Annotated in this window: 24 protein-coding genes and 1 pseudogene; 9 read left to right on the top strand and 16 right to left on the bottom strand. The window is 69.7% G+C overall.

Features of this window, described 5'->3' with window-relative positions; translation table 11 throughout:
• Positions 1 to 2: 2 nt before the first annotated feature.
• Positions 3 to 1,022 (bottom strand): lactonase family protein, encoded by a 1,020-nt coding sequence (locus ACIBGM_RS27425; protein ID WP_396387145.1) that lies wholly within the window; start codon positions 1,020 to 1,022, stop codon positions 3 to 5.
• 52 nt (positions 1,023 to 1,074) lie between these two features.
• Entirely contained in the window at positions 1,075 to 1,593 is a 519-nt protein-coding gene (locus ACIBGM_RS27420) for a GNAT family N-acetyltransferase (protein ID WP_360537886.1), read from the bottom strand.
• Positions 1,594 to 1,610: 17 nt separating this feature from the next.
• On the opposite strand from ACIBGM_RS27420, the gene ACIBGM_RS27415 reads away from it, so the two are divergent.
• Positions 1,611 to 2,507, top strand: a complete 897-nt coding sequence (locus ACIBGM_RS27415) for an arylamine N-acetyltransferase (RefSeq protein ID WP_360537888.1) — start codon at positions 1,611 to 1,613, stop codon at positions 2,505 to 2,507.
• Here the strand turns inward: ACIBGM_RS27415 and ACIBGM_RS27410 are convergent.
• The 7 genes and pseudogenes from ACIBGM_RS27410 to ACIBGM_RS27380 all read right to left on the bottom strand — a co-directional run bounded on the left by ACIBGM_RS27410 (position 2,469) and on the right by ACIBGM_RS27380 (position 9,516).
• A complete protein-coding gene (locus tag ACIBGM_RS27410; RefSeq protein ID WP_396387144.1) occupies positions 2,469 to 3,920 on the bottom strand; it encodes an NADH-quinone oxidoreductase subunit N in 1,452 nt (483 codons plus the stop codon). The two genes, ACIBGM_RS27415 and ACIBGM_RS27410, sit on opposite strands and share 39 nt — an antisense overlap.
• 115 nt (positions 3,921 to 4,035) lie before the next feature.
• Positions 4,036 to 5,565, bottom strand: a complete 1,530-nt coding sequence (locus ACIBGM_RS27405) for a NuoM family protein (RefSeq protein WP_396387143.1) — start codon at positions 5,563 to 5,565, stop codon at positions 4,036 to 4,038.
• Entirely contained in the window at positions 5,562 to 7,325 is a 1,764-nt protein-coding gene (locus ACIBGM_RS27400; protein WP_396387142.1) for an NADH-quinone oxidoreductase subunit L, read from the bottom strand. Before ACIBGM_RS27400 ends, ACIBGM_RS27405 begins: the two co-directional genes overlap by 4 nt.
• Positions 7,322 to 7,702: an NADH-quinone oxidoreductase subunit NuoK gene (gene nuoK, locus ACIBGM_RS27395; protein ID WP_360537896.1), complete on the bottom strand. Its 381-nt coding sequence runs from the start codon at positions 7,700 to 7,702 to the stop codon at positions 7,322 to 7,324. The genes ACIBGM_RS27400 and nuoK overlap by 4 nt, the downstream gene beginning before the upstream one ends.
• A gap of 1 nt (position 7,703) precedes the next feature.
• The gene (locus ACIBGM_RS27390; RefSeq protein WP_396387141.1) at positions 7,704 to 8,198 is read right to left on the bottom strand and encodes an NADH-quinone oxidoreductase subunit J; all 495 of its coding nucleotides are present in this window, start codon (positions 8,196 to 8,198) and stop codon (positions 7,704 to 7,706) included.
• A 140-nt stretch (positions 8,199 to 8,338) separates the two neighbouring features.
• Positions 8,339 to 8,530 (bottom strand): annotated as a pseudogene (locus ACIBGM_RS27385) (4Fe-4S binding protein); the annotation flags it as partial.
• A gap of 233 nt (positions 8,531 to 8,763) precedes the next feature.
• Positions 8,764 to 9,516, bottom strand: a complete 753-nt coding sequence (locus ACIBGM_RS27380) for a methylenetetrahydrofolate reductase (RefSeq protein WP_396387140.1) — start codon at positions 9,514 to 9,516, stop codon at positions 8,764 to 8,766.
• A 319-nt stretch (positions 9,517 to 9,835) separates the two neighbouring features.
• On the opposite strand from ACIBGM_RS27380, the gene ACIBGM_RS27375 reads away from it, so the two are divergent.
• Complete coding sequence (locus tag ACIBGM_RS27375) at positions 9,836 to 10,054, top strand: hypothetical protein (protein ID WP_360537902.1); 219 nt, start codon at positions 9,836 to 9,838, stop codon at positions 10,052 to 10,054.
• Between the two features lie 94 nt (positions 10,055 to 10,148).
• Here ACIBGM_RS27375 and ACIBGM_RS27370 read toward each other — a convergent pair whose 3' ends face one another.
• The 4 genes from ACIBGM_RS27370 to ACIBGM_RS27355 form a co-directional block, all read right to left on the bottom strand.
• A complete protein-coding gene (locus tag ACIBGM_RS27370; RefSeq protein WP_396387139.1) occupies positions 10,149 to 11,351 on the bottom strand; it encodes an RNA polymerase sigma factor in 1,203 nt (400 codons plus the stop codon).
• Positions 11,348 to 11,692: a YciI family protein gene (locus tag ACIBGM_RS27365; RefSeq protein WP_396387138.1), complete on the bottom strand. Its 345-nt coding sequence runs from the start codon at positions 11,690 to 11,692 to the stop codon at positions 11,348 to 11,350. The genes ACIBGM_RS27370 and ACIBGM_RS27365 overlap by 4 nt, the downstream gene beginning before the upstream one ends.
• A gap of 497 nt (positions 11,693 to 12,189) precedes the next feature.
• Positions 12,190 to 13,572, bottom strand: coding sequence for a sensor histidine kinase (locus ACIBGM_RS27360; protein ID WP_396387137.1), 1,383 nt, complete (start codon positions 13,570 to 13,572; stop codon positions 12,190 to 12,192).
• Positions 13,569 to 14,225: a response regulator transcription factor gene (locus ACIBGM_RS27355; protein ID WP_360525546.1), complete on the bottom strand. Its 657-nt coding sequence runs from the start codon at positions 14,223 to 14,225 to the stop codon at positions 13,569 to 13,571. Before ACIBGM_RS27355 ends, ACIBGM_RS27360 begins: the two co-directional genes overlap by 4 nt.
• Before the next feature lie 115 nt (positions 14,226 to 14,340).
• On the opposite strand from ACIBGM_RS27355, the gene ACIBGM_RS27350 reads away from it, so the two are divergent.
• Genes ACIBGM_RS27350 through ACIBGM_RS27335 form a run of 4 tightly spaced genes read left to right on the top strand, consistent with a single transcriptional unit; the run spans position 14,341 to position 17,760 of the window.
• Complete coding sequence (locus tag ACIBGM_RS27350; protein WP_360525549.1) at positions 14,341 to 14,850, top strand: hypothetical protein; 510 nt, start codon at positions 14,341 to 14,343, stop codon at positions 14,848 to 14,850.
• Positions 14,850 to 15,902 carry a peptidoglycan-binding protein gene (locus ACIBGM_RS27345; RefSeq protein WP_396387136.1) on the top strand — a complete coding sequence of 351 codons (1,053 nt, stop codon included), beginning with the start codon at positions 14,850 to 14,852 and terminating at the stop codon, positions 15,900 to 15,902. Before ACIBGM_RS27350 ends, ACIBGM_RS27345 begins: the two co-directional genes overlap by 1 nt.
• Positions 15,899 to 16,564, top strand: a complete 666-nt coding sequence (locus tag ACIBGM_RS27340) for an ABC transporter ATP-binding protein (protein WP_360525555.1) — start codon at positions 15,899 to 15,901, stop codon at positions 16,562 to 16,564. Before ACIBGM_RS27345 ends, ACIBGM_RS27340 begins: the two co-directional genes overlap by 4 nt.
• Positions 16,561 to 17,760 carry an ABC transporter permease gene (locus ACIBGM_RS27335; protein ID WP_396387135.1) on the top strand — a complete coding sequence of 400 codons (1,200 nt, stop codon included), beginning with the start codon at positions 16,561 to 16,563 and terminating at the stop codon, positions 17,758 to 17,760. The genes ACIBGM_RS27340 and ACIBGM_RS27335 overlap by 4 nt, the downstream gene beginning before the upstream one ends.
• On the opposite strand, the gene ACIBGM_RS27330 is transcribed toward ACIBGM_RS27335, so the two are convergent.
• On the bottom strand, positions 17,757 to 18,704 hold the full coding sequence (locus tag ACIBGM_RS27330) for an NADH-quinone oxidoreductase subunit H (RefSeq protein ID WP_396387134.1): 948 nt from the start codon (positions 18,702 to 18,704) through the stop codon (positions 17,757 to 17,759). The two genes, ACIBGM_RS27335 and ACIBGM_RS27330, sit on opposite strands and share 4 nt — an antisense overlap.
• A gap of 60 nt (positions 18,705 to 18,764) precedes the next feature.
• Between ACIBGM_RS27330 and ACIBGM_RS27325 the strand changes: the two genes are divergently transcribed.
• Genes ACIBGM_RS27325 through ACIBGM_RS27315 form a run of 3 tightly spaced genes read left to right on the top strand, consistent with a single transcriptional unit; the run spans position 18,765 to position 20,258 of the window.
• Entirely contained in the window at positions 18,765 to 19,583 is an 819-nt protein-coding gene (locus ACIBGM_RS27325) for an SDR family oxidoreductase (RefSeq protein ID WP_396387133.1), read from the top strand.
• Between the two features lie 31 nt (positions 19,584 to 19,614).
• The gene (locus tag ACIBGM_RS27320; protein WP_360525567.1) at positions 19,615 to 19,836 is read left to right on the top strand and encodes a ribbon-helix-helix protein, CopG family; all 222 of its coding nucleotides are present in this window, start codon (positions 19,615 to 19,617) and stop codon (positions 19,834 to 19,836) included.
• Positions 19,833 to 20,258, top strand: a complete 426-nt coding sequence (locus ACIBGM_RS27315) for a PIN domain nuclease (RefSeq protein ID WP_360525570.1) — start codon at positions 19,833 to 19,835, stop codon at positions 20,256 to 20,258. Before ACIBGM_RS27320 ends, ACIBGM_RS27315 begins: the two co-directional genes overlap by 4 nt.
• Positions 20,259 to 20,296: 38 nt before the next feature.
• On the opposite strand, the gene ACIBGM_RS27310 is transcribed toward ACIBGM_RS27315, so the two are convergent.
• Positions 20,297 to 21,013 (bottom strand): NADH-quinone oxidoreductase subunit C, encoded by a 717-nt coding sequence (locus ACIBGM_RS27310; RefSeq protein WP_360525573.1) that lies wholly within the window; start codon positions 21,011 to 21,013, stop codon positions 20,297 to 20,299.
• Positions 21,010 to 21,567, bottom strand: coding sequence for an NADH-quinone oxidoreductase subunit B family protein (locus ACIBGM_RS27305; protein WP_360525576.1), 558 nt, complete (start codon positions 21,565 to 21,567; stop codon positions 21,010 to 21,012). Before ACIBGM_RS27305 ends, ACIBGM_RS27310 begins: the two co-directional genes overlap by 4 nt.
• Positions 21,568 to 21,575: the final 8 nt, after the last annotated feature.

Below are 21,575 nucleotides of genomic sequence, written 5' to 3'. Positions count from 1 at the left end.
GATCAGGCCGGCAGGATGCAGACCGGCTTGGGCCAGGTGACCGGGGCGCCGTCGTCGATCAGGGTGCCGTCGTTGGCGTCGATGACGAAGGTGGCGATGGTGTCGGAGCGTTCGTTGGCTGCGTACAGACGGGTCCCGTCGTTGCTGAAGGCAAGGTGGCGGGGCCAGTTGCCGCCGGAGCCGATGGTCTGGACGAGGTCGACGGACAGGCCGTCGGCGGCGATGGCGAAGACCGCGACGGTGTTGTCGCCGCGGTTGGAGCCGTAGAGATTGCGGCCGTCGGCGGAGATCAGCAGCTCGGCCGGGAAGTTCTCCCCCGGTGAGTCGGCCGGCCGGGTCGATGCGGTCTGGACGATCTGCAGCTTGCCGTCCGTGTAGCTGCAGACAGTCAGCGTCGAGTCGAGCTCGTTGATCACGTACGCCGCCCCCGCGGTCGGATGGAACACGAGGTGCCGCGGACCCGCGCCCGGGTGGATGTGCAGCCGGTCGACCTCCTCCAGCCGCCCGTCCTCGGTCAGCGTGGAGGTGTAGACGGTGTCCGACCCGAGGTCGACGTCGAACGTGTAGGCCCCGGACGGGTCGAACGCGATCTGGTGCGCGTGCGGTCCCTCCTGGCGCTCCTTGTTCGGCCCGGTGCCCTCGCGCTGCAGCACCTGGGTGGCCTCGCCGAGCGATCCGTCCGCCGCGATCGGGTGGATCGCGACCGAGCCGGAGGTGTAGTTCGCCGACAGCAGGTACCCGCCGGACGGGTCGATGTCCAGGTGGCACGGGTGGTCGCCGCCGGTCGGTTGGTCGTTCACCAGCTCCAGCGCGCCGTCCGGCTGGATCGCGAACGCGCTGACCCGGCCGTCCTCGGTCTCGTTCGTGACGTAGAGGAACCGCCCGTCCGCGGACCTGACCAGGAAGGACGGATCGGCGGTCGTCGCCACCAGCCCGATCCCGTCCAGCGGGCCGAGCCCGATACCCTCGCCGCCGCCTGGCTGACTCGTGTAGCTCCCGACATAGATCCGCTCTGAGGTCATGGCCCCTACCCTGCCAGGTCGCGGTACCAGCGGCACCGCGGTGTCCAAAACCTCAGCGCAGCCTGAGGCCGTAGAGCGCCGACCCCCACCCGAGGTCCGGCATCAGCAGCTGCCACCCCTTCCGCCGGTACAGCCGAGGCGCCGGCCGATCATCGACGTACGTCGACAGCAGCCCCTTCTCGTGCGGCAGATCAGCCATCAGTACGTCGTGCAGCGCCGAGCCGACCCCTTGTCCCTGGGCCTCGACCGCGACCGCCAGCTCGACGAACTCGAAGTGCCCGCCCACCCACTCGTCAACGATCTCCGTCGGTGCCGTCTCCACCAGCCGGTCCGACCACCACTGCCCACGCTGCCCGGTGTACCCGTACGCGAACCCGACGATCCGGCCGTCCGCCTTCGCCGTGACCAGCTTGAAGCCGTCACGCGCGGCATGCGTCGGCAGCTGCTCGCTCGCAAACTGCTCGGCCCGCGCAGGCTCCTCGTCGTACCCGGGTGCTCCGAAGGCGGACAGGTAGACCGCGGCTAGCTCGGGCGCGGCCTGCAATGACTGCTCTGCGTCGAGTACCTCCATCCGCCTAGCCTAGGCGGATGGACACGGAGGCGCTCTTACGACGGATCGGGATCAGCCAGTACGACGGACCACCCACGCTGGATGGGTTGTCGCGGCTGCACCAGGCCTTCGTGGACACCGTTCCGTACGAAACAGTGCAGTACCAGTTCGGCGAGGGCGGACCGCTGGAGCCGGAGGACGCCGCGAAGCGGATCATCGCGCGTGAGGCGGGTGGCTATTGCTTTCAGCTGAACGGCACGTTTGCGTTGTTGCTGACCGAGCTCGGCTACCGGGTGGGGATGCACCGCGGTGGCGCGGAGACACCGAACCGGCCAGGTGACGTCGATGCGAGTCACATGGCGCTCACCGTCACCGGGCTGGCCGAGGACCCGGAGCGGACGTGGCTGGCCGACGTCGGGCTCGGTGCCGGGCTTGTGACACCGATGCCGCTCGAGGTCGGCAGCAGCGCCTACCAGGAGCCGTTCCCGCTGCGGTTGCGTGCCTCGGAGAAGGTCGACGGCTGGCGGCTGGATCACGACCCGCGCAGCGGCCTGATCGGGATGGACTTCGAGTCGGCCACGGTCGGGCTGGACGCGTTCGCTGCTCAGCACGCCAAGCTGTCGGCCGCGCCCGACTCCCCGTTCGTCCGGCTGGCTTCTGCGTTCCGCCGGAAACCGACCAGTGCCGTCGCGATGCGGTCGGTCGGCCTGACCGAGACGTTCGCCGACCGGGTGGACTCGACGATCATCGAGAGCCCGGCCGACTACTTCGCCGTACTGGCCGACGTGTTCTATCTGCCGCTGCCGCACTACGACGCGGGCCGCCGCGACCAGCTCTGGCGTCGGGTCTGGGCGCAGTACCAGGACTTCCTCGCCGCGCAGCAGCAGCCGCAGCAGTCAGGTGGCCAGGGCGAACAGGGTGCTGGGGAGGACTGAGAGAACGGCGGCGGTCGCGGCGCACAGCGAGATCATCGCGACGGCCGGCGACTCGATGTCGACCGAGAACGGGTCCTCGGCGGGCAGCCGGAACAGCTCGGCGACCCAGCGCAGGTAGACGGCCAGGCCGATCATCACGTTGATCGCCATCACGATCGCGAGCCAGCCGAGGTGCGCGTCGATGACGGCCTGGAACGCGGCGAACTTGGTGAACAACCCGGCCAGGCCCGGCGGCAGTCCGGCCAGCACGACCAGGAAGAAGATCAGCGCGACCGCAAGCCCCGGCTCGGAGCGCACCATGCCGCGGTAGTCGGACAACAGCCCGCCCGGCCGGTGCCGCTGGACCACGGCGACCGATCCGAAGGCGCCGAGCGTCACCACGACGTACGCCGCCAAGTACCCGACGACGGCCTGGGCGTCGCCGACTGCGAGCGGCGCAAGCAGGAAGCCGACCTGACCGATCGACGACCACGCCAGCAGCCGCACCGCCTCGACCTGGCGCAGCGCGGCCAGGTTGCCGACCGTCATCGTCACGGCGGCCAGTACGGCGACCACAGTCCGCAGATCCGATCCGTCCGGCGCGATCCCGGACGTCACCAGCACCAGCAGACCAGCGACACCGGCCGACTTCGACACAACTGCAAGAAACGCGGTCACCTCGACCGGCGCACCGACGTACGTGTCCGGAAGCCAGGCGTGGAACGGCACCGCGGCGATCTTGAACGCGAACCCGACGATCACGAACAGCCCGGCCGCGAACGCGACCCGCTGCAGGTCCGGGTCGAGCCCGTTCAGCCGGTTCGCGATCGTGGCCAGGTAGAGCGAGCCGGTCACGCCGTACAGGTAGGAGACGCCGAACAGCATCACCGCGGTCGACAGCACCGACACCAGGAACGCCTTCAGCGCGCCCTCGGACCCGCGCCGGTCCCGGCGCAGCGCGACCATCGCGAAGCTCGGCAGCGACACGACCTCCAGGCCGATCACGACGGTCGCGAGATCACGCGCCCCGGCGAGGACGGTGGCGCCGGAGAGCGCGCTGAGCAGCAGGAAGTGGTACTCCCCGATCGGGATGTCGGCCGCCAGCAGCCGGTACGTCGACAGCCCGACGACTCCGAGTCCGCCGATCAGCAGCACCGCCCACAACCCCGCGGTCATCGGCTCGAACACCAGGCTGCACTCGGCCGCGCCCTCGACCGCCGACCGGCAGAACGCCGGCTTGAAGTCGTCGCGCTGCGCCCACACGAAGACCAGCCCGAACAGGATGACCGCGCTGGTGAGCAGCGTGACGAGAGTGTGCCGCAACTGCGCCGACGCAGACCGCCAGAACCCGTCGATCAGCAGCACCGCAACCGCACCGATCGCCAGCGCCAGCGGTACGGCGACCGCCTGCCAGTCAGTCCAGGTCAGGGTCATGGGGCCTCCCGTCCTGGACTGAGGAGCGGAGGGAGCGAAGCGACTGGAGTGACGAGGGAAGGACGGGAGTCAAAGCCCCATGGCCCCCGCGCCGGAGGCGCGGCATTCAACACAGTCACAGGCTGCTCCATTGGTGCAGGAGTAGACCGGGCCAGACGCCGAGCAGGACGGTCAGGACGATCAGCGGCGCCCAGGTGACCAGCTCGATCCGGCTCAGGTCGACCGCGAACGCGGTGGCCGGGTGCTCGGCGGGATCACCCTGGCAGAGGTTGCGGACCAACCGGAGGAAGTACGCCGCGGTCAGCACGGTCCCGAGCCCGGCGATCACCATGAACACCAGGTAGGTTGCCCGCGGCAACACGTCGGCCGGTTCGTAGGCGCCGAGCAGGACCAGCATCTCGCCCCAGAATCCGGCCAGCCCGGGCAGCCCGAGCGAGGCCAGGGAGGCGAACGTCAGCAGCGCACCGATCCGCGGCAGCCGGGCGTACAGCGCCCGCCCGATCGCCCGCAGGTCGCTGGTGTCGTGCCGGTCCTTGATCGCGCCGGCCAGGAAGAACAGCAAGCCGGTGATGATGCCGTGCGCGATGTTCGCGAACAGCGCCCCGCGCAGGCCGGCCGGCGACAGCGTCGCGATCCCCAGCCCGATGAAACCCATGTGGCCGACGCTCGAGTATGCGATCAGCCGCTTCACGTCGGTCTGCGCCAGGCACGCCAGCGATCCCGCGACGATCGCCACGGTCGAGAACCCGGCCAGGTACGGCGCGATCGCGACGGTCGCATCCGGTAGCACCGGGACCAGGATCCGGATCAGGCCGTACGTGCCGAGCTTCAGCAAGACCCCGGCGAGCAGGACCGATCCGACCGTCGGCGCCTTCGCGTGCGCGTCCGGCAGCCAGATGTGCAGCGGCCACAGCGGCACCTTCACGGCCAGGCCGACCGCGATCAGCACGGCCGCGGCCAGCGGGACGCCATGGCCGCCGAGCACCGGCGAGTTGGTCAGCCGGACGATGTCGAAGGTCCCGGCCTGCCGGTAGACGAGCAGGAAGCCGACCAGCATCAGCGCGGAGCCGAGCACGGTCATCAGCACGAACGTCGTCGCGGCCCGCTTGCGCCCGGCCCGGTCGTGCTCGTCACCCCAGATGTCGATGACAAGCCACATCGGGATCAGCACGATCTCGAAGCAGACGAAGAACAGCACCAGGTCCATCGCGGAGAAGGTGCCGATCACACCGGCCTCGATCACCAGCAGCAGCGCGACCAGCGACCGGGTCCGGCCGATCCGTGGCGTGATCCGCAACGAGTAGAGGCAGCACAGGAAGGTCAGCAGCGCGGTCAGCACGATCAGCGGCATCGAGATCGAGTCCACCCCGACGTGGAAACGTACCCCGAGCGACGGAATCCACGGCACGTTGGTGACCGCATGCAACGGTCTGCCGTCGTCGCCGAGCATCTCGTTCTGCAATGGCGTGTACGCGAACCACCCTTCGGTCCGCGGCCAGAGCAGCAGCGAGCCGACGAGCACGAGTCCGGAGATCACCGATCCGTAAAGCGCGGCCAACCGGTCGCCGAGCGTGGCCGGAACCGCCCACAACGCAAGGGCTGCGAGCAACGGCAGCGCCAGGATCCCCAGCAAGATCGCGTTCACGAGCCGATCACCCCGGCAAGCACAGCCAGCGCGACGACACCGACGACTGCGGCCGTCAGGTAGGTCTGCACGTTCCCGGTCTGCAGCAGCCGGAATCCTTGCGAAGCCAGCGTCCCGGTGCGTCCGGTCGCCCGCACGTACGCCCCGATCACGTCCCGATCCCCAGCCACCGTCAGCCGCGCCAGCCAGCGCGCCGGCACGGCGAACAGCCGGTGGTACAACGGGTCGACGCCGAACTCACGCTCCAGTACCACGGGCCGCGGATCAGCACCCCGCGTCCACAGTGAGTACGCCGGAATCGCACCGATCACCACGAGTGCGGTCGTCACCAGCCCGACGACCCAGTTGAGGTGGACGCCGTCGACGTACCCGAGGACGACCGAGGCGACCGCGAGCAGCACGAGTGGCGCGAGCATGATCCAGGGCGCGTCGCGGAGCTTGGAGGTGTCGGGCTCCTCGAGGTCGGCCATCGAGTCGTCGTCCTCGAACGCGCCGAGCGCACCGGCGAGCGCGGGCGTCCGGAAGAACACCCACAGCCACAACCGCACGCAGTAGAACGCGGTCAGCGCCGAGGTCAGGCACACCGAGGCCAGCACGACCCACCCGACGGCCGAACCGTCCCGCGCGTGCTCCCAGGCCGCCTCGACCACCGCGTCCTTCGAGAAGAACCCGGCGGTCCCGGGTACGGCGGCCAGCGCGGCGAGTCCGACCGTCATCGTGGCGAACGTGACCGGCAGCGCCTTCCGCAACCGCCCCTTCCGCGTGTAACGACGCAGTACGACGAATGCCGCGCTGCCGACCTGGTGGAGCAGGACGCCGGCGCAGAGGAACAGCAGGCCTTTGAACGCGGCGTGCGTGACCAGGTGGAAAAGCGCTGCGTGCCGGCCGTCCGCCGTACCGAGCGAGAGTCCGGAGAACATGATCGCGAGCTGGCTCACGGTCGACCAGGCGAGGACCCGCTTCACCTCGACCGCGGCCATCGCGCACAACGCGGCGAACAGCATCGTCACGCAGGCGACGATCGCCAGCACGGTCATCGTGGTCTCGGAGGCCGAGAACAGGTCGTACAGCCGGGCGATCACGAAGACGCCGGCGGCAACCATCGTCGCGGCGTGGATCAGCGCGCTGACCGGGCTCGGGCCGGGCATCGCGTCCGGGAGCCAGGTCTGCAACGGGACCTGGGCCGACTTGCCGACCACGCCGACCAGGAGCAGCAGCGTCCCGGTCGTCAGCACACCCGGCGAGATCTGCGCCGGATCCAGCTCGGAGATCCGGAACGTGCCGGCACCGACGCCGAGGACGAAGATGCCGAACAGGAACCCGACGTCGCCGAGCCGGGTCATCAGGAACGCCTTGACCGCGCCGGAGCGGGCGTCGCGGCGCTCCCAGTAGTGACCGATCAGCAGGTACGAGCAGGCGCCCATCACCTCCCACCCGATCAGCAGCAGGAACAGGCTGTCGGCGACGACAACCGTCACCATCGCCGCGGTGAACAGGGTGACGAGAGCGTGGTACGACGCCGGCCGCTCGTGCAGGTAGCCGAGCGAGTACACCTGGACGCAGGACGCGATCACTCCGACGACTGCGAGCAGCAGCACCGTCAGGTCGTCGGTGCGTACGGCGAAGCCGATGGTGAGATCGCCGATCGACGAGTTCAGGAAGCTGGTCTGGTCGGGGGCGGCGCCGTACAGCAGGGCGGCCATCAGAACGACGAGCAGCGAGAATCCGACGCCGACCACGCGCCAAACGGTCGCGATCATGAGGTCGCGCCCTTCTCCTGCTCGACCAGGTCCTCCTGCTCGGTGCGGTCGTCCTGCTCGGCGAGGCCGTCTTGCTCGACCAGGTCGCGGGCGGCGTCGGCGTCGACGTGGCCGTGACCGCGGAACAGCAGCAGCACGATCGCCAGGCCGAGCCCGATCTCGGCCGCGGCCAGCGTGATCACGAAGACCGCCAGCGTCTGGCCGGTCGCGAGACCGTCGAGCCGCCACGCGTCGAAGGCGACCAGGTTGAGGTTCACCGCGTTCAGCATCAGCTCGAACGACATCAGCAGGGTGATCGCGTTCCGTCGGGCGAGGACGCCGTACACACCGATGCAGAACAGCAGGACCGCCAGCAGCAGCGGGAGAACCAACGGCACGTCAGTCCTCCTTCTTGCGCTGGGACAGGGCGATCGCGCCGATCAACGCGGCCAGCAGCAGGACCGACAGCACCTCGAACGGAAGCACCCAGGTCTTGAACACCGCCGTACCGACGGCCTCCGCGGAGCCGTCCGGCACCGGGTCGATCTTCTCGTTGCCAAAGGCAATCACCACGCCGCTGCCGAGGAGCAGCGCCAGCACGCCGGCGACGACCGCGGCGAACGGGCTGCGGCCGGTGGTCAGGCCGGGCAGCGGGTTCGTCGGCGCCTTCGTGAGCATCAGCGCGAACAGGACGAGTACGACGATCGCGCCGACGTACACCAGGATCTGCACCAGCGCGACGAACTCGGCGTGCAGCGCTCCGAAGCAGCCGGCGACCGCGCCGAGGGCAACGACCAGCCAGAGCGCGGCGTGCACGATCCGGCGGGAGGTGACGACGAAGACGGAGGCGATGAGCGCGACTGCTCCGGCAACACAGAAGAGAGCTGTCGTCACGCCTCACCCTCCGGGGCGGGCGTGACGGTCGGGCCGGGATCGATCGGCTGCGGCGCCGGGACGGTCCACATCCAGTCGCGGAGCCGGTCCTTCTCGTGCGTGAGGTTCCGGATGTCGGTCTCGGCGTACTCGAACTCGGGCGACCAGAACAGCGCGTCGAACGGGCAGGCCTCGATGCAGATCCCGCAGTACATGCACAGGCTGAAGTCGATCGCGAACCGGTCCAGCACGTTCCGGCTGCGCTCGCGCGCCTGCTCACCGACCGACGGCGCGGTCTCGGTGTGCGAGTCGATGTAGATGCACCAACTCGGGCACTCCCGGGCGCACAGCATGCAGGAGGTGCAGTTCTCCTCCAGCAGCGCGATCACACCCCGGGTCCGCGGCGGCAGCTCCGGCTGCACATCCGGGTACTGCTCGGTGACGGAACGGCGGGCCAGTGTCTTGGCAGTGACCTTCAGCCCTTCGATCAACCCCTTGCCAGGTACACCCACGCCTCCTCCTCCCGTCAGTAGGACCCTGTTAGCAGGACACTAGTCGGTTCCGGCCCGATCCGGTGCGACCCGCGTCAGAGTTCGCGCTCGAGACGGGCGGCGACCTGGCGGTAGCGGCTCACCGGTATCAGGTGAACGCCGCTGAAGGCACCGGAGTCACGGATCTTCAGGATCAGCTCGCAGGCATGGTCGACGCCGGCGTCCGGGTCCCGCTCGACCGCCTCGATCAGGGCGTCCGGGATGCTGAGCTGCGGCAGCGCCGCCAGGTTGTGGGCCATCTTGGCGCTCGCGAGCACCATGACCCCGGCGTACACGGGCATGTTCAGGTCGACGCTGTCCCGCCAGCGCAGCAGCTCGTCCAGGTCGTAGCTGACCTGCACGTAGAGGAAGTCCGCCTCCGCCTTCCACCGCGGCACCGGCCGCAGCCGCGTCGCCGCGCCGACCTGGAACGGGTTGCAGCCCGGGTACGACGTCCCCCGCGCCTGCTCGATCATCGTCCGGACGGTCAGCTGGCTGGTCCGGGCCCCCTCGGCCGGGTCGTCCCCGTGCACGAACAGGAACTGCTCCACGCCGTACGCCGCCGCCGTCAGCAGATCGCGCCGGAACCCGAGCAGGTTCCGGTCCCGCGAGTTGAGGCACGCAATCCCCCGCGACCCCATCGCCTGCACCTCGTTGGCCACCGCGACACTCGACACGGTCGCCCGCCCGATGTGGTTGTCCGGAATCAGAAACGCATCCGCGATCGGACTCATCACCCCGATCTGATGCCGCACCTTCTTCAGATCCGGCCGCGTCGGCGGCTCCACCTCACAAACCAACTCAAACACCACCCGACCCTACTCAACCCCTTCCCCACACCCCGGGGTGTCTCACCCACGCGTGCCGGGTGCCTCCCCCACGCGCGCCCTCGACTACTCGGTGGTCGGCGGCGTCCCGTAGGAGCAGGAGGTCCTCGCTCCACCGGCCCGGAACTACAACTGCAGGCCCCACAAGATCGGCTCCGAACCGTGGCCTTGGACAGGAACTGGTGGGCGAGAACCGGCTATTTCCTGTTCAAAGCCGACCAGTAGGCGCGCGAGGCCCCCGCACCGAACATCGCCGGGCCGGCGGGTTCCCACAAACCGTCCGCCCGCCTACGGTCAGACGATGGGTAGGTACTGGCCGCTGATCGGCGCCGGCATCGGCGCCCTGGTGCTGGTCGTCGCCAACGTCGCCTTCGCCTGGTTCGCCACCGCACCGAGCCACTACGAGTGGACCGATCCAGCCGTCTTCATGAGCCCCTTCGCAGCCATCATCGGCGCCTACCTCGGCGCCATCATCGCCCACCTCGCCCGCCGCCGCTCCAACCAACACAAGAACGACTGAGCCAGAGGGCACCCGCAGACCCACGACCCGACCCGATCAGGTGCTCCTTCGTGAACGGGTGTGCCACCAACCACTGGACAGTCAGCCGCAGTTCCTACAGCTCGGTGAGGCGGGCTCGTAGGAAGGTCTGTTCGGCTTGGTTTGTGGTTAGGGAGAGGGCTGTCTCGTACGCGGTGCGGGCCTCGGCTGGGCGGTTGAGGCGGGCGAGGAGGTCGGCTCGGATGGCGTGGAACAGGTAGTAGGCGCCTAGGTCGAGGTCTTCGATCAACGTGAGGGCTTCGGCGGGGCCGTGGACTTCGGCGACGGCCACGGCTCGGTTGAGGGCTACGACGGGAGTGGGATCGAGGGTGAGCAGGTGGTCGTAGAGCTGGAGGATCTGGGGCCAGTCGGTGGCCGCGGCGGTCGGGGCGTCGGTGTGTACGGCGTTGATCGCCGCCTGGAGCTGGTACGGACCGGGCTGGTTGCGGCGGAGGCAGCGCCGTACCAACTCGTGGCCTTCAGCGATCAAAGACCGGTCCCACAGCAGGCGGTCCTGGTCCGACAGGCGGACGAGGGAGCCGTCCGCAGCGACTCGGGCGGGACGGCGGGAGGCTTGGAGGAGCATCAGGGCGAGGAGGCCGACGGCCTCCGGCTCGTCGGGCATGAGCTCGACGAGGAGTCGGCCAAGGCGGATCGCCTCGGCGCACAGGTCGTCGCGGACGAGGGTCTCGCCGGACGAGGCGGCGTACCCCTCGTTGAAGATCAGGTAGACGACGGCGAGGACGCCGCGGACGCGTTCGGGGAGGTCGGCTTCGTACGGGACGCGGTACGGGATGCCGGCCGCGCGGATCTTCGCCTTGGCGCGGACGAGGCGCTGCGCCATCGTCGGCTCCGGGACCAGGAACGCGTGGGCGATCTCGGCCGTGGTCAGGCCGCCGAGCATCCGCAGGGTGAGCGCGACCCGGACGTTGAGGGCGAGCGCCGGGTGGCAGCAGGTGAAGATCAGCCGGAGGCGGTCGTCGTGCACGGCGCCCTCCTCCACGAGTTCGGCCTCGGCATGCAGCAGCGCAGCCTGGGCGTGCTTGTCCTCCCGCACCGACTCACGCCGCAGCCGGTCGATGGCACGGTTGCGGGCGGTGGTGATGATCCACCCGGCCGGACTCGGCGGTACGCCGTTCGCCGGCCACTTCTCCACCGCCGCCGCGAACGCGTCCTGGACCGCGTCCTCCGCGATCTCCAGGTCGCCGAACACGCGCGTCAGTACGGCGACCGCCCGCCCGTGCTCGGCCCGGAACACCCCCGCGACGTCGACGGTCACGTCACGAACGGCCGAACCTCGATGGACAGGCTCTTCAGCACCTGCGCCAGCCGCCGTCCCCAGCTCAGCGCCGCATCCAGGTCCTCCACCTCGATCACGGTGAACCCGCCCAGATGCTCCTTCCCCTCGGTGAACGGCCCGTCGGTCACCAGCACCTCGTCCCCCGACGCCTTCAGCACGGTCGCAGTCTCCGGCGGATGCAACCCGGCCGCGAACACCCACACGCCCGCCGCCCGCATCTCCTCGTTCAACGCCCCCAACTCCCGCATCACCGGCTCCAGAAACTCCGGCTCCGGCGCCGGCCCATCCGGCTGATAAATGCTGAGCAAATACTGATTCATACCCACCTCCGACGAGAGTCCTTCCACCCCCTACACGAACACCCACACCTCCCATCGACAGGCAACAACACACTATTTCCAACCACCCCCACCCGACAGCAGCCCGCGCATCCCCAGCCGGGATCAACTCCGCCACCGGCTCGCGATCCGGCCGAGCTGACGCCGGTCAAGCTGCCCCGTGCTCGAGTCGGCCTGACGAGCGCCTCCTCGCCAGCTTGTTCGCCGACTACAGCGGTCGGTACGACACTTCGCAGCACCCGCGTATGGCACCGACAACAGCCGCCGCGTACCGATGTCCTCTACGCGGCGTCGGCCCCGCTTGATCCTGGAGGAGGCACCGCGGCAGATCCCGCGTACCGACGCACCCACCGTCGACAGTTGTTCGCCGAGCACAGCAGCCGGGATCACAGTTCGCGGCGCCGCCGCAGGCGGCCGAAGGGCAGCCGCCGCGTAGCGGTGTCCTTGCTCGTGTCAGGCGGACGGGAGCGGTGTCGTGGTTAGGCCGGGTCGGCAGGTAGGCGCACGGTGATTTCCAGGCCGCCGCCTGGGCGGGGGGTGGCGGTGACGGTTCCGTGGTGGGCTTCGGCTACTGAGCGGACGATCGAGAGGCCCAGGCCGGCGCCTTTGCCGCCTACCAGGCGTTCGGCGCCCAGGCGGTAGAAGGGTTTGAAGAGGGATTCGACTTCGTACGGCGGGATGTCGGGGCCAGTGTTGGTGACAGTGATCACGGCATGGTCGCCGACCGTCTTGCTGACGACGCGGACCCAGCGGTCGGCCGCCGGCTCGGACCGCCACGCCATCACATTCGATGATGTCCCGCCGCCGCCCGCCTGGTCGTCCGGTCGCGGCTCGGTTGTGGTGGCCTGGCGGTCCCCTGAGGCCCAGCGGTCCGCTGTCGCGTGCCGGTCCGCTGAGGCCGGGCGGTCCGCTGAGGCCTGGCGGTCCGCTGAGGCAGGGCGGTCCGCGTTGTGGCGGATGCCGTTCTCCACGAGGTTGTGGACGAGGCGTTCGAGGAGGAGGGCGTCGCCGCGGGTAGGGGCGTCGCCGGGGCCGCGGATCAGCTCGACGCCGGCGGATGATGCCTCGGCGGAGAGTTGGCCGGCGACGTGGGTGACGATGTCGCCGAGGTTGACCGGGTAGACGGTGGTGAGTTGTTTCTCGGAGTCGGCCAGGATCAGCAGGCCGTCGATGAGTTGCTCGTGCCGGGCGTTGATCGTGAGCAGGCTCTCGCCGAGTTCCTGCACGTCCGCGGACGCGGTACGGCGGTGCATCGCCACCTCGACCAGGGCCCGCCCGAGGGTGAGCGGCGTACGCAGCTCGTGGGAGGCGTTGGCGACGAATCGGCGCTGGCCGTCGAAGGAGTGGTCCAGCCGCTCGACCATGGTGTCGAAGGCGTCGGCCAGGTTCTTCACCTCGTCGTCAGGCCCGCGTAGCGCGATCCGCTCGTGCAGGGCCGCTGGTGACGCGGCGATGCGGCGTGCGGTGTCGGTGACTCGGTGCAGGGGCGCCAGCACGCGTCCCGCGACCAGCCAGCCAAAGCCGGCGGCCAGTCCGCCGACCACGACCAGCGCGATGCTGCCCTGGGTGAGCAAGGACTTGATCGCCGCCTGCCGGACCTGTTCCCGCTGCTCCTGGATGACCTTCTCCGCGGCGTCACCCGCCAGCGAGTCGCCGTTCTTGTTCAGCACGAACAACTGGTTCGGCGACTTCGGCGTGGCTCCGGGAGTGCTGACGTACGTCCCCTGCACCAGCACGCGGTAGCCGCCGGTGAGGTTGTTGCTGAAGAGCACATACGTCACCCCGAGCAGCAGCACCCCAGCGACCAGGAACAGACCGCCGTAGATCAGGGTCAGCCGTCCCCGCAGCGTCAGCCGCTTCATGGGATGCGGTAGCCGACGCCAGTGACTGTCTCCACCAGCCCCGGCTCCCCCAGCTTCCGCCGTAGCTTCAGGATGGTCAGCCGGACCGCCCCGGTGAACGGATCCACGTGCTCGTCCCATGCCTTCTCCAGCAGTTGTTCGGCCGAGACGGTCGCGCCGTCGGCTCGCAGCAGTTCCGCCAGTACGGCGAACTCCTTCTTCGACAGTGGTACGTACCGACCGTCCCGGAACACCTCGTGCCGAGCCGGGTCCAGCGTCACCCCGGCACGACGCAGGACGGGCGGATCAGCCGGCCGACTCCGGCGCCCCAACGCGAGCACCCGGGCCGCCAGCTCGGCAAACGCGAACGGCTTCGTCAGGTAGTCGTCCGCACCCAGCCCGAGCCCGAAGACCCGGTCCGTGACAGCAGCCGCGGCCGTCAGCATCAGCACCCGCGTGGCCGACCCGGACTCCACCAGCCGCCGGCACACCTCGTCGCCGTGGACGACCGGGATGTCGCGGTCCAGCACGAGTACGTCGTACTCGTTCACGGTCAGCCGTTCCAGCGCGGAGCCGCCGTCGCCGGCCACGTCGACGGCATGAGAGTCGTCGCGCAACCACTCCGCGATCGCTGCCGCCAGCAACGGTTCGTCCTCGACCACCAGCACACGCACGCCTCCCATGATCCCCGACGCGCGTGTTTCCTCCGTGTTATCGGGCTCGGAAACGGCAGGGAAACGGCTCGCGGCGAAGGCTGGGCGGCCAGAACCGACACCGAGGAGATGTGTGATGCGCAAGACCACTCTGGCCGCGGCAGCGCTGGCGGCCGTCGTACTGCTGACCGGCTGCGGCTCGGAGGAGCCCGACAACCAGGTGGCGTCCGGCACCGGGGCCCAGGCGCAGGCGACCGCGCCGAGCAACACGCCGAGCCTGAGCCGGGACGAGATGGCGATCAAGTTCACCCAGTGCCTGCGCGAGCAGGGCCTGAACGTGCCGGACCCCGAGCCGGGCAAGGGCCCGATGCTGAAGTTCGACCGGAACTCCGGCGTGACGCAGGAGAAGGTCCAGCAGGCGATGGAGGCGTGCAAGGAGCTCAACCCGCAGGGCCAGGCCGGATCGAACCCGCAGCAGGAGGAGAACGGCCGCAAGTACGCCGTTTGCATGCGGGAGAACGGCGTGGAGAAGTTCCCGGACCCGAAGCCGGGCCAGCGCGGCATCATGATCGGCCCGGGCGTGGCCGACGACCCCGACTTCCAGAAGGCGCAGGACGCCTGCCAGAGCATCCTGGCGGGTAAGTGATGCGCCGAGCACTGACCGCTGTGGTCGTCCTGGCCGCCGGAGGGGCAGCAAGCGCCTTTCTGGTGAACCGGGGCGACACCAGCCAGGCAGCAGACCAGGCCGCCGTCGCACTCCCCGTCAACACCACCAAGGTCACCCAGCAGACGCTGAAGGACACCGAGACAGCCGACGGCGAGCTCGGCTTCGGTACGACGTCCGCCGCGGTCAACCGCGCCGCCGGCACGATCACCGCCGTACCGGACAGTGGGCAGGAGCTGAAGCGCGGCGAGACCGTCTACAGCGTGGACAACAAGCCCACGACGCTCCTGTACGGCGCTCTGCCGGCCTACAGGCGACTGCTGGACGGCAGTGAGGGCCAGGACGTCTTGCAGCTCGAGCAGAATCTCAATGCGATGGGCTACACCGGCTTCACCGTCGACGACGAGTACACCGACGCCACAGCCGAGGCTGTGGAGGAGTGGCAGGAAGACCTCGGGCTGGACGAGACCGGGATCGTCGAGCTCGGCAGTGTGCTGTTCGCACCGGGCCACATCCGGGTGGACAGTGTCGCGGCCCAGGAGGGCTCGCCGCTCGGCCCGAACCAGAACGTCCTCACCTACACCGGCACGACGAAGGCCGTTACGGTTCAGCTCGACGCCGCGGACCAGCGGCTGGCGAAGCCGAAGTCGAAGGTCGACATCACCCTGCCCGACGGCAAGGTCGTGCCGGGCCGGGTAGAGAAGGTCTCGACGGTGATCATCCCGGCCGAGAGCCAGGACAAGGACCCGGAGACCAAGGTCGAGGTCATCGTTGCCGTCGACGACCAGAAGGCGGTTGCCGCCTGGGCGCTGGCGTCGGTCGACGTCACGTTCACCGCCTCCGAACGCAAGAACGTGCTGACCGTCCCGGTCGCCGCCCTGGTCGCGCTGCGCGAAGGCGGCTTCGGGCTCGAGGTCACCGACGGCACGGCGTCCAGCTACGTGCCGGTCAAGACGGGCCTGTTCGCGAACGGCCAGGTCGAGGTCAGCGGCGCCGGGATCAAGGCCGGCACCGTGGTGGGGATCCCGAAGTGATCGAGCTGACCGAGGTGACCAAGGTGTACTCAGGCGGGGTCGCTGCCCTCGGCGGGGTCAGTCTGCGGATTGCCCGCGGCGAGCTGGTCGCGATCGTCGGGCCGTCCGGCTCGGGCAAGTCGACGATGCTCAACGTCCTCGGCACGCTGGACCGGCCGACCTCCGGCACCGTCCGGATCGACAAGTACGACGTGGCGCGGCTGTCCGACTCGGGTCTGTCCGCGCTGCGGGCGACCCGGATCGGCTTTGTCTTCCAGCAGTTCCACCTGGCCTCCGGCGTACGCGCCCTCGACAACGTCGCCGACGGACTCCTCTACTCCGGACTCCGACCGTCGGTACGGCGGAAGCGCGCAGCGGCAGCTCTGGAGCGGGTCGGCCTCGGCCACCGGATGGACCACGAACCGCACGAGCTCTCCGGTGGCGAACGGCAACGGGTCGCCGTGGCCCGGGCCGTCGCCGGCGAACCCGCGGTACTGCTGGCCGACGAGCCGACCGGGGCGCTGGACTCGGCGTCCGGCGCCGGAGTGATGCAGTTGCTGCGCGACCTGCACGCGAGCGGTACGACGGTCGTCATCATCACGCACGACCGGGACATCGCTGCGTCACTCCCCCGCCAGGTCCGGATGCGGGACGGCCGGATCATCGAGGAGGTGCACGCATGAGCGAGCTGAAACCGGCGAAGCTCTGGCCGCGGGACGTCGTCCGGGTCGGGGCGGTCGGGTTGCGCACCCGGCCGATGCGGGTCTTCCTGTCCGCGCTGGGCATCGCGATCGGGATCGCCGCGATGGTCGCGGTGGTCGGCATCTCGTCCTCGTCGCGGGCCGAGCTGGACAACCAACTCGATGCCCTCGGCACCAACCTGCTCACGGTCGCACCGGGCACCCGACTGACCGGCGAACAGGCGCAGCTGCCGCTGACCGCGGAGGCGATGGTCGGCCGGATCCGCCCGGTCCGGGCGCAGTCGGCGGTCGGCCGGGTCGACGACGTGCCGGTGTACCGCAGCGACAAGATCCCGGACGTCGAGACCAACGGGATCATCGCGTACGCCGCCCGCACCAACCTGCTCGACACGATCGGCGCGACTGTGCGGAGTGGCAAGTGGCTCGACGCGGCGACCGGCCGCTATCCGGCGACCGTGCTCGGGGCGAGCGCCGCCGAGCGGCTCGGCATCACCAGGGCGAGCCCGGACACCCAGGTGCTGATCGGCAACAAGTGGTTCACGGTGCTCGGCATCCTCGAGCCGGCCGCGCTGGCGCCCGAGCTGGACAGTGCCGCGCTGATGGGCTGGCCGGCCGCGGACACCACGCTCGCCTTCGACGGGCATCCGACGACGATTTACACCCGGTCGGACGACGCGCAGGTGGAGTCGGTCCGGTCGGTGCTCGGGGCAACGGCCAACCCGGAGGCGCCGAACGAGGTCGAGGTGTCGCGGCCTTCGGACGCGCTGGCCGCCAAGCAGGCCGCGGGTGAGGCGTTCACCGGGCTGCTGCTCGGCCTCGGCGCGGTCGCGTTGCTCGTCGGCGGGGTCGGAGTCGCGAACATCATGGTGATCTCGGTGCTGGAACGCCGGGCGGAGATCGGCTTGCGGCGGTCGCTCGGCGCGACCCGCAGTCAGATCCGGACCCAGTTCCTGACCGAGTCGCTGCTGCTGTCCGCACTCGGCGGCGTCGGCGGAGCGCTGCTCGGATCTGCAGTCAGTGCGGGCTATGCGTCGTACCAGAACTGGCTCACGGTGATCCCACTGTGGGCGCTGGCCGGCGGTGTCGCGGCAACGCTGGTGATCGGCGGCCTGGCCGGCCTCTACCCGGCGATCCGCGCTTCCCGCCTCTCGCCGACCGAGGCGCTGGCAACCCCTTAGAAGATGGTGACCCCGATGCCGGTGAGCGCGAGCTGGAGCAGCGCCACCGGCACGAGGCCCTGCCATGCCAGCTTCTGGAGCTGGTCGGCGCGCAGCCGCGGGAACGAGACCCGCACCCAGATCACCACCACCGACACGAACGCGATCTTCAGGATCGACCAGATCCAGCCGATCGAGTCCGGGCCCGGCCCGCTCCAGCCGCCGAGGAACAGCACCGTGGTGAGGCCGGCCAGGATGACGATCCCGGCGTACTCGGCGAGCAGGAACATCGCGAACCGCAGGCCGGTGTACTCGGTGTACGGGCCGAAGATCACCTCGGAGTCGGCGACCGGCATGTCGAACGGCGGCCGCTGGAGCTCGGCCAGGCCGGCGATGAAGAACACGACCAGGCCGGGCAGCTGCCAGAGCAGCCACCACGGGTTCCACGCCTCCGCGATCCCGGTCAGGCTCAGCGAACCCGCCGCGACCGCGACGCTCGCCGCGGACAACACGAACGGCAGCTCGTAGCTCATCAGCTGGGCGGCGACGCGCAGCCCGCCGAGCAGGCTGTACTTGTTGCCGCTGCCCCAGCCCGCCATCAGCGAGCCGAGAACGCCGATGCTCATCACGGCGAGCACGAAGAACAGCCCGGAGTCGAGGTCCGCGCCGACGATGCCGGGCGCCAGCGGGATAGCGGCGATCGCAGCCAGGTACGGCAGGATCGCGACGATCGGGGCCCACTCGAACACCCGCCGGTCCGCGGCGGCCGGGACCACGCTCTCCTTCTGGACGAACTTCACGCCGTCCGCGACCAGCTGCGCCCAGCCGTGGAAGGCGCCGGCGTACATCGGGCCGAGCCGCGACTGCATGTGCGCCATCACCTTGTGCTCGGCCTGACCGACCAGCAAGGGCGCCACCAGGAAGGCGACGATGACGCCGACCACCCGCACCACGAACTCGACCATGACGGCACCCTACCGAGTTCGGCTTGACCTCAACCAACGTTGAGGTCAAAGGCTGTGGACATGACCAACATTCTCGTCACCGGAGCCACCGGCCGCGTCGGCCGTCATGTCGTCGCCGGGCTGCAAGCCGCCGGAGTCCACGTCCGGGCCCTGGTCCGTACGCCGGAAGCCGCCAATCTCCCGCCGGACGTCGAACTCGTCCAGGGCGACATCTACGACCCGTCAGCAGTACGGCGTGCCGCGGCCGGCGCGGACGCCGCCTTCCTCCTGTGGCCGTCGTACAGCTCCGAGGGAGCGGAGCCGATCGTCGCAGAGCTCCCGCAACGCGTGGCATTCCTGTCGTCGTTGAACGCGGCGTCCGGTGGCATGTGGGGCGATGTCGAGGAGCTGTTGCGGAAGGCGGGCAAGGACTGGACGTGCGTCCGGCCGGGCGGGTTCGCGGTGAACGCGCAGACGTGGGCGGACCAGTTCCGGAGTGGCGACGTCGTACGGCTGCCGTCGCCGCAGGCCGGGCGTTCCCTGATCCACGAGCGTGACATCGCCGCGGTCGCCGTACTCAGTCTGCTGAGCGACCACCACATCGGGCAGACCTACGAAGTGACCGGCCCCGAGGTCCTCACCCAGGCCGAGCAGGTGCAGACCATCGCGCGCACCATCGGCAAGGAAATGCGAGTCGAGGAGCTCTCAGCCGCGGACGCCCGCCAGGCCATGCTCGCCCAAGGCGCCGACCCAACCCTCGCGGACTCCGCCCTCACCTACTGGGCCTCCCTCATCAACAACCCCGAGCCCGTAACCCCCACAGTCCCCCAACTCACCGGCCGCCCCGCCCTAACCTTCGCCCAGTGGTCCGAAGAACACGCCGCCGAGTTCCGGCGCTGATATCATCGGATATCAGGTAGGAGGTAACGCCATGAGTGACGTTCTCATTCGCGATGTCCCCGACGAAGTGCTGGCGGTTGTCGACCACCGAGCCGCCGACCTGGGGCTGTCCAGGAGCGAGTATCTGCGCCGACTGCTCAGCCAGGAGGCCGGGCGCTCGGAGGTTGCCGTGACCGTTGCCGATCTGGAGCGATTCTCGAACCTGGCCCGCGATCTGGACGACCCTGACATCATGGACCAGGCCTGGTCATGACGCCGGCCGTCGACTCCCGGCGCTGGCTGATCGACAAGTCGGCCTTGGTGCGCCTGAGCACTGCTCCCGATCGGGAGGAGTGGGCGAACCGCATCAACCGCGGGCTCGTGCACATCACCACCGTGACCCTGCTCGAGGTCGGCTTTTCGGCCCGATCCGCAGACGAGCACCGGTCTCTCGTGCAGCAGCCGCCCATCGCCGCGATGCCGGTGGAAAACGCGACCCCTGCGATCGAGCGCCGCGCTGTCGTCGTCCAGTCGCAACTCGCGTCCGCCGGCCAGCATCGAGCGCCGTCAGTCGCAGACCTGCTGATCGCCGCCACGGCAGAGCAGACCGGCTTGGTCCTACTTCACGTGGACAAGGACTTCGAACTCATCGCCAACCTCACCGGACAACCAGCTGAGCGACTCGCTCAGGCCTGACGGCAACTGAACCACCCGCCACCTCCGACGGGGTGGTATCACGACTCGGGCTCGGCCGGCGGGGCTTCGGTCTGCTTTCGGGTGCGGCGTTCGCCCGCGGCTCGGCGGGGGCGGGCTGGGGTGGAGGCGGCCTGGGCGGGGGCGAGGGGGTCTGGGTCGGGGGAGCCGGGCTGGCGTGGGCCCCAGGTTTCGGGGTCGGGGACGCCGGGCGGCAGTGTGCGGCGGCGGCTCGGGGCGCCGTGCGAGGGGGCGTGGTCGGACTCGCCGGGCTCCTTGGCGCCCGGCCACGGCTTGGCGACGCGGGAGGCGAGGACGAACTCCTTGCGCAGCGGGTTGCCCTCGAAGCCGTCGGGCAGCAGCAGGGGGACCAGGTTGGGGTGGCCGGTGAACGTGATGCCGAACATCTCGTGCGTCTCACGCTCGTGCCAGTTGGCCCCGGCGTACAGGTCGGACAAGGACGCGAGGGTCGGCTGGTCCCGCGGGATCAGCGTCCGCACCAGCACGTGCTCGACGTGCGACCCGCCCCAGAAGTCGGCCAGGTGCGACACCACCCGGAACCCGTCGGTGAGCTCGTCGCTCGCGGTCAGGAAGTCGAAGAACGTCAGCCCGACCGCGTCCCGCAGCACCTCGTGCGCCGCCACCCACGACTCCGCCGGTACGTCGATCGCCGTCGGGCCGAAGCTGTCCGCCTGGGTCGCCGCGATCCCGGCCCCGGTCAGCGTCTCCAGGGCGTCGAGGTTCGACTCCGGGCTCAAGGCGTCACCAGGCCGCGGGTCAGCGCCGCCGCGGACGGCTCGTCGTACCGGCTCGGCATGTTCTCGCCGGCGATCTTCTCCTGGAGCTTGAGGATCCCCTGCAGCAGCGCCTCCGGCCGCGGCGGACAGCCGGGCACGTAGACGTCGACCGGGATGATCTGGTCGACGCCCTTGGTCACGCAGTACGAGTCCCAGTACGGGCCGCCGGAGTTCGAGCAGGAGCCGAACGAGATCACGTACTTCGGCTCCGGCATCTGGTCGTAGAGTCGCTTGATGGCCGGCGCCATCTTGTCCGTGACGGTGCCGGACACCACCATCAGGTCGGCCTGCCGCGGCCCGGGCGCGAACGGGATCACGCCGAGCCGGATGAAGTCGTGCCGGCCCATCGACGCGGCGATGAACTCGATCGCGCAGCAGGCGAGGCCGAAGTTGAACACCCAGAGCGAGTACTTGCGGCCCCAGTTCAGCAGGTACCGGACCGGCTCGGGCGCGAGCTTGGCCAGCGCGCCCACGTCCGGCCGCACGGTCGGCAACGGCAGGTCGATCTGGGCCATGGCTGTAA

Origin of the sequence: Kribbella sp. NPDC050470, assembly GCF_044458365.1 — a bacterium.
GTDB lineage: Bacteria > Actinomycetota > Actinomycetes > Propionibacteriales > Kribbellaceae > Kribbella.
The sequence above is the reverse complement of the archived record's forward strand: the minus strand, read 5'-3'. Positions and strand labels throughout refer to the sequence as shown.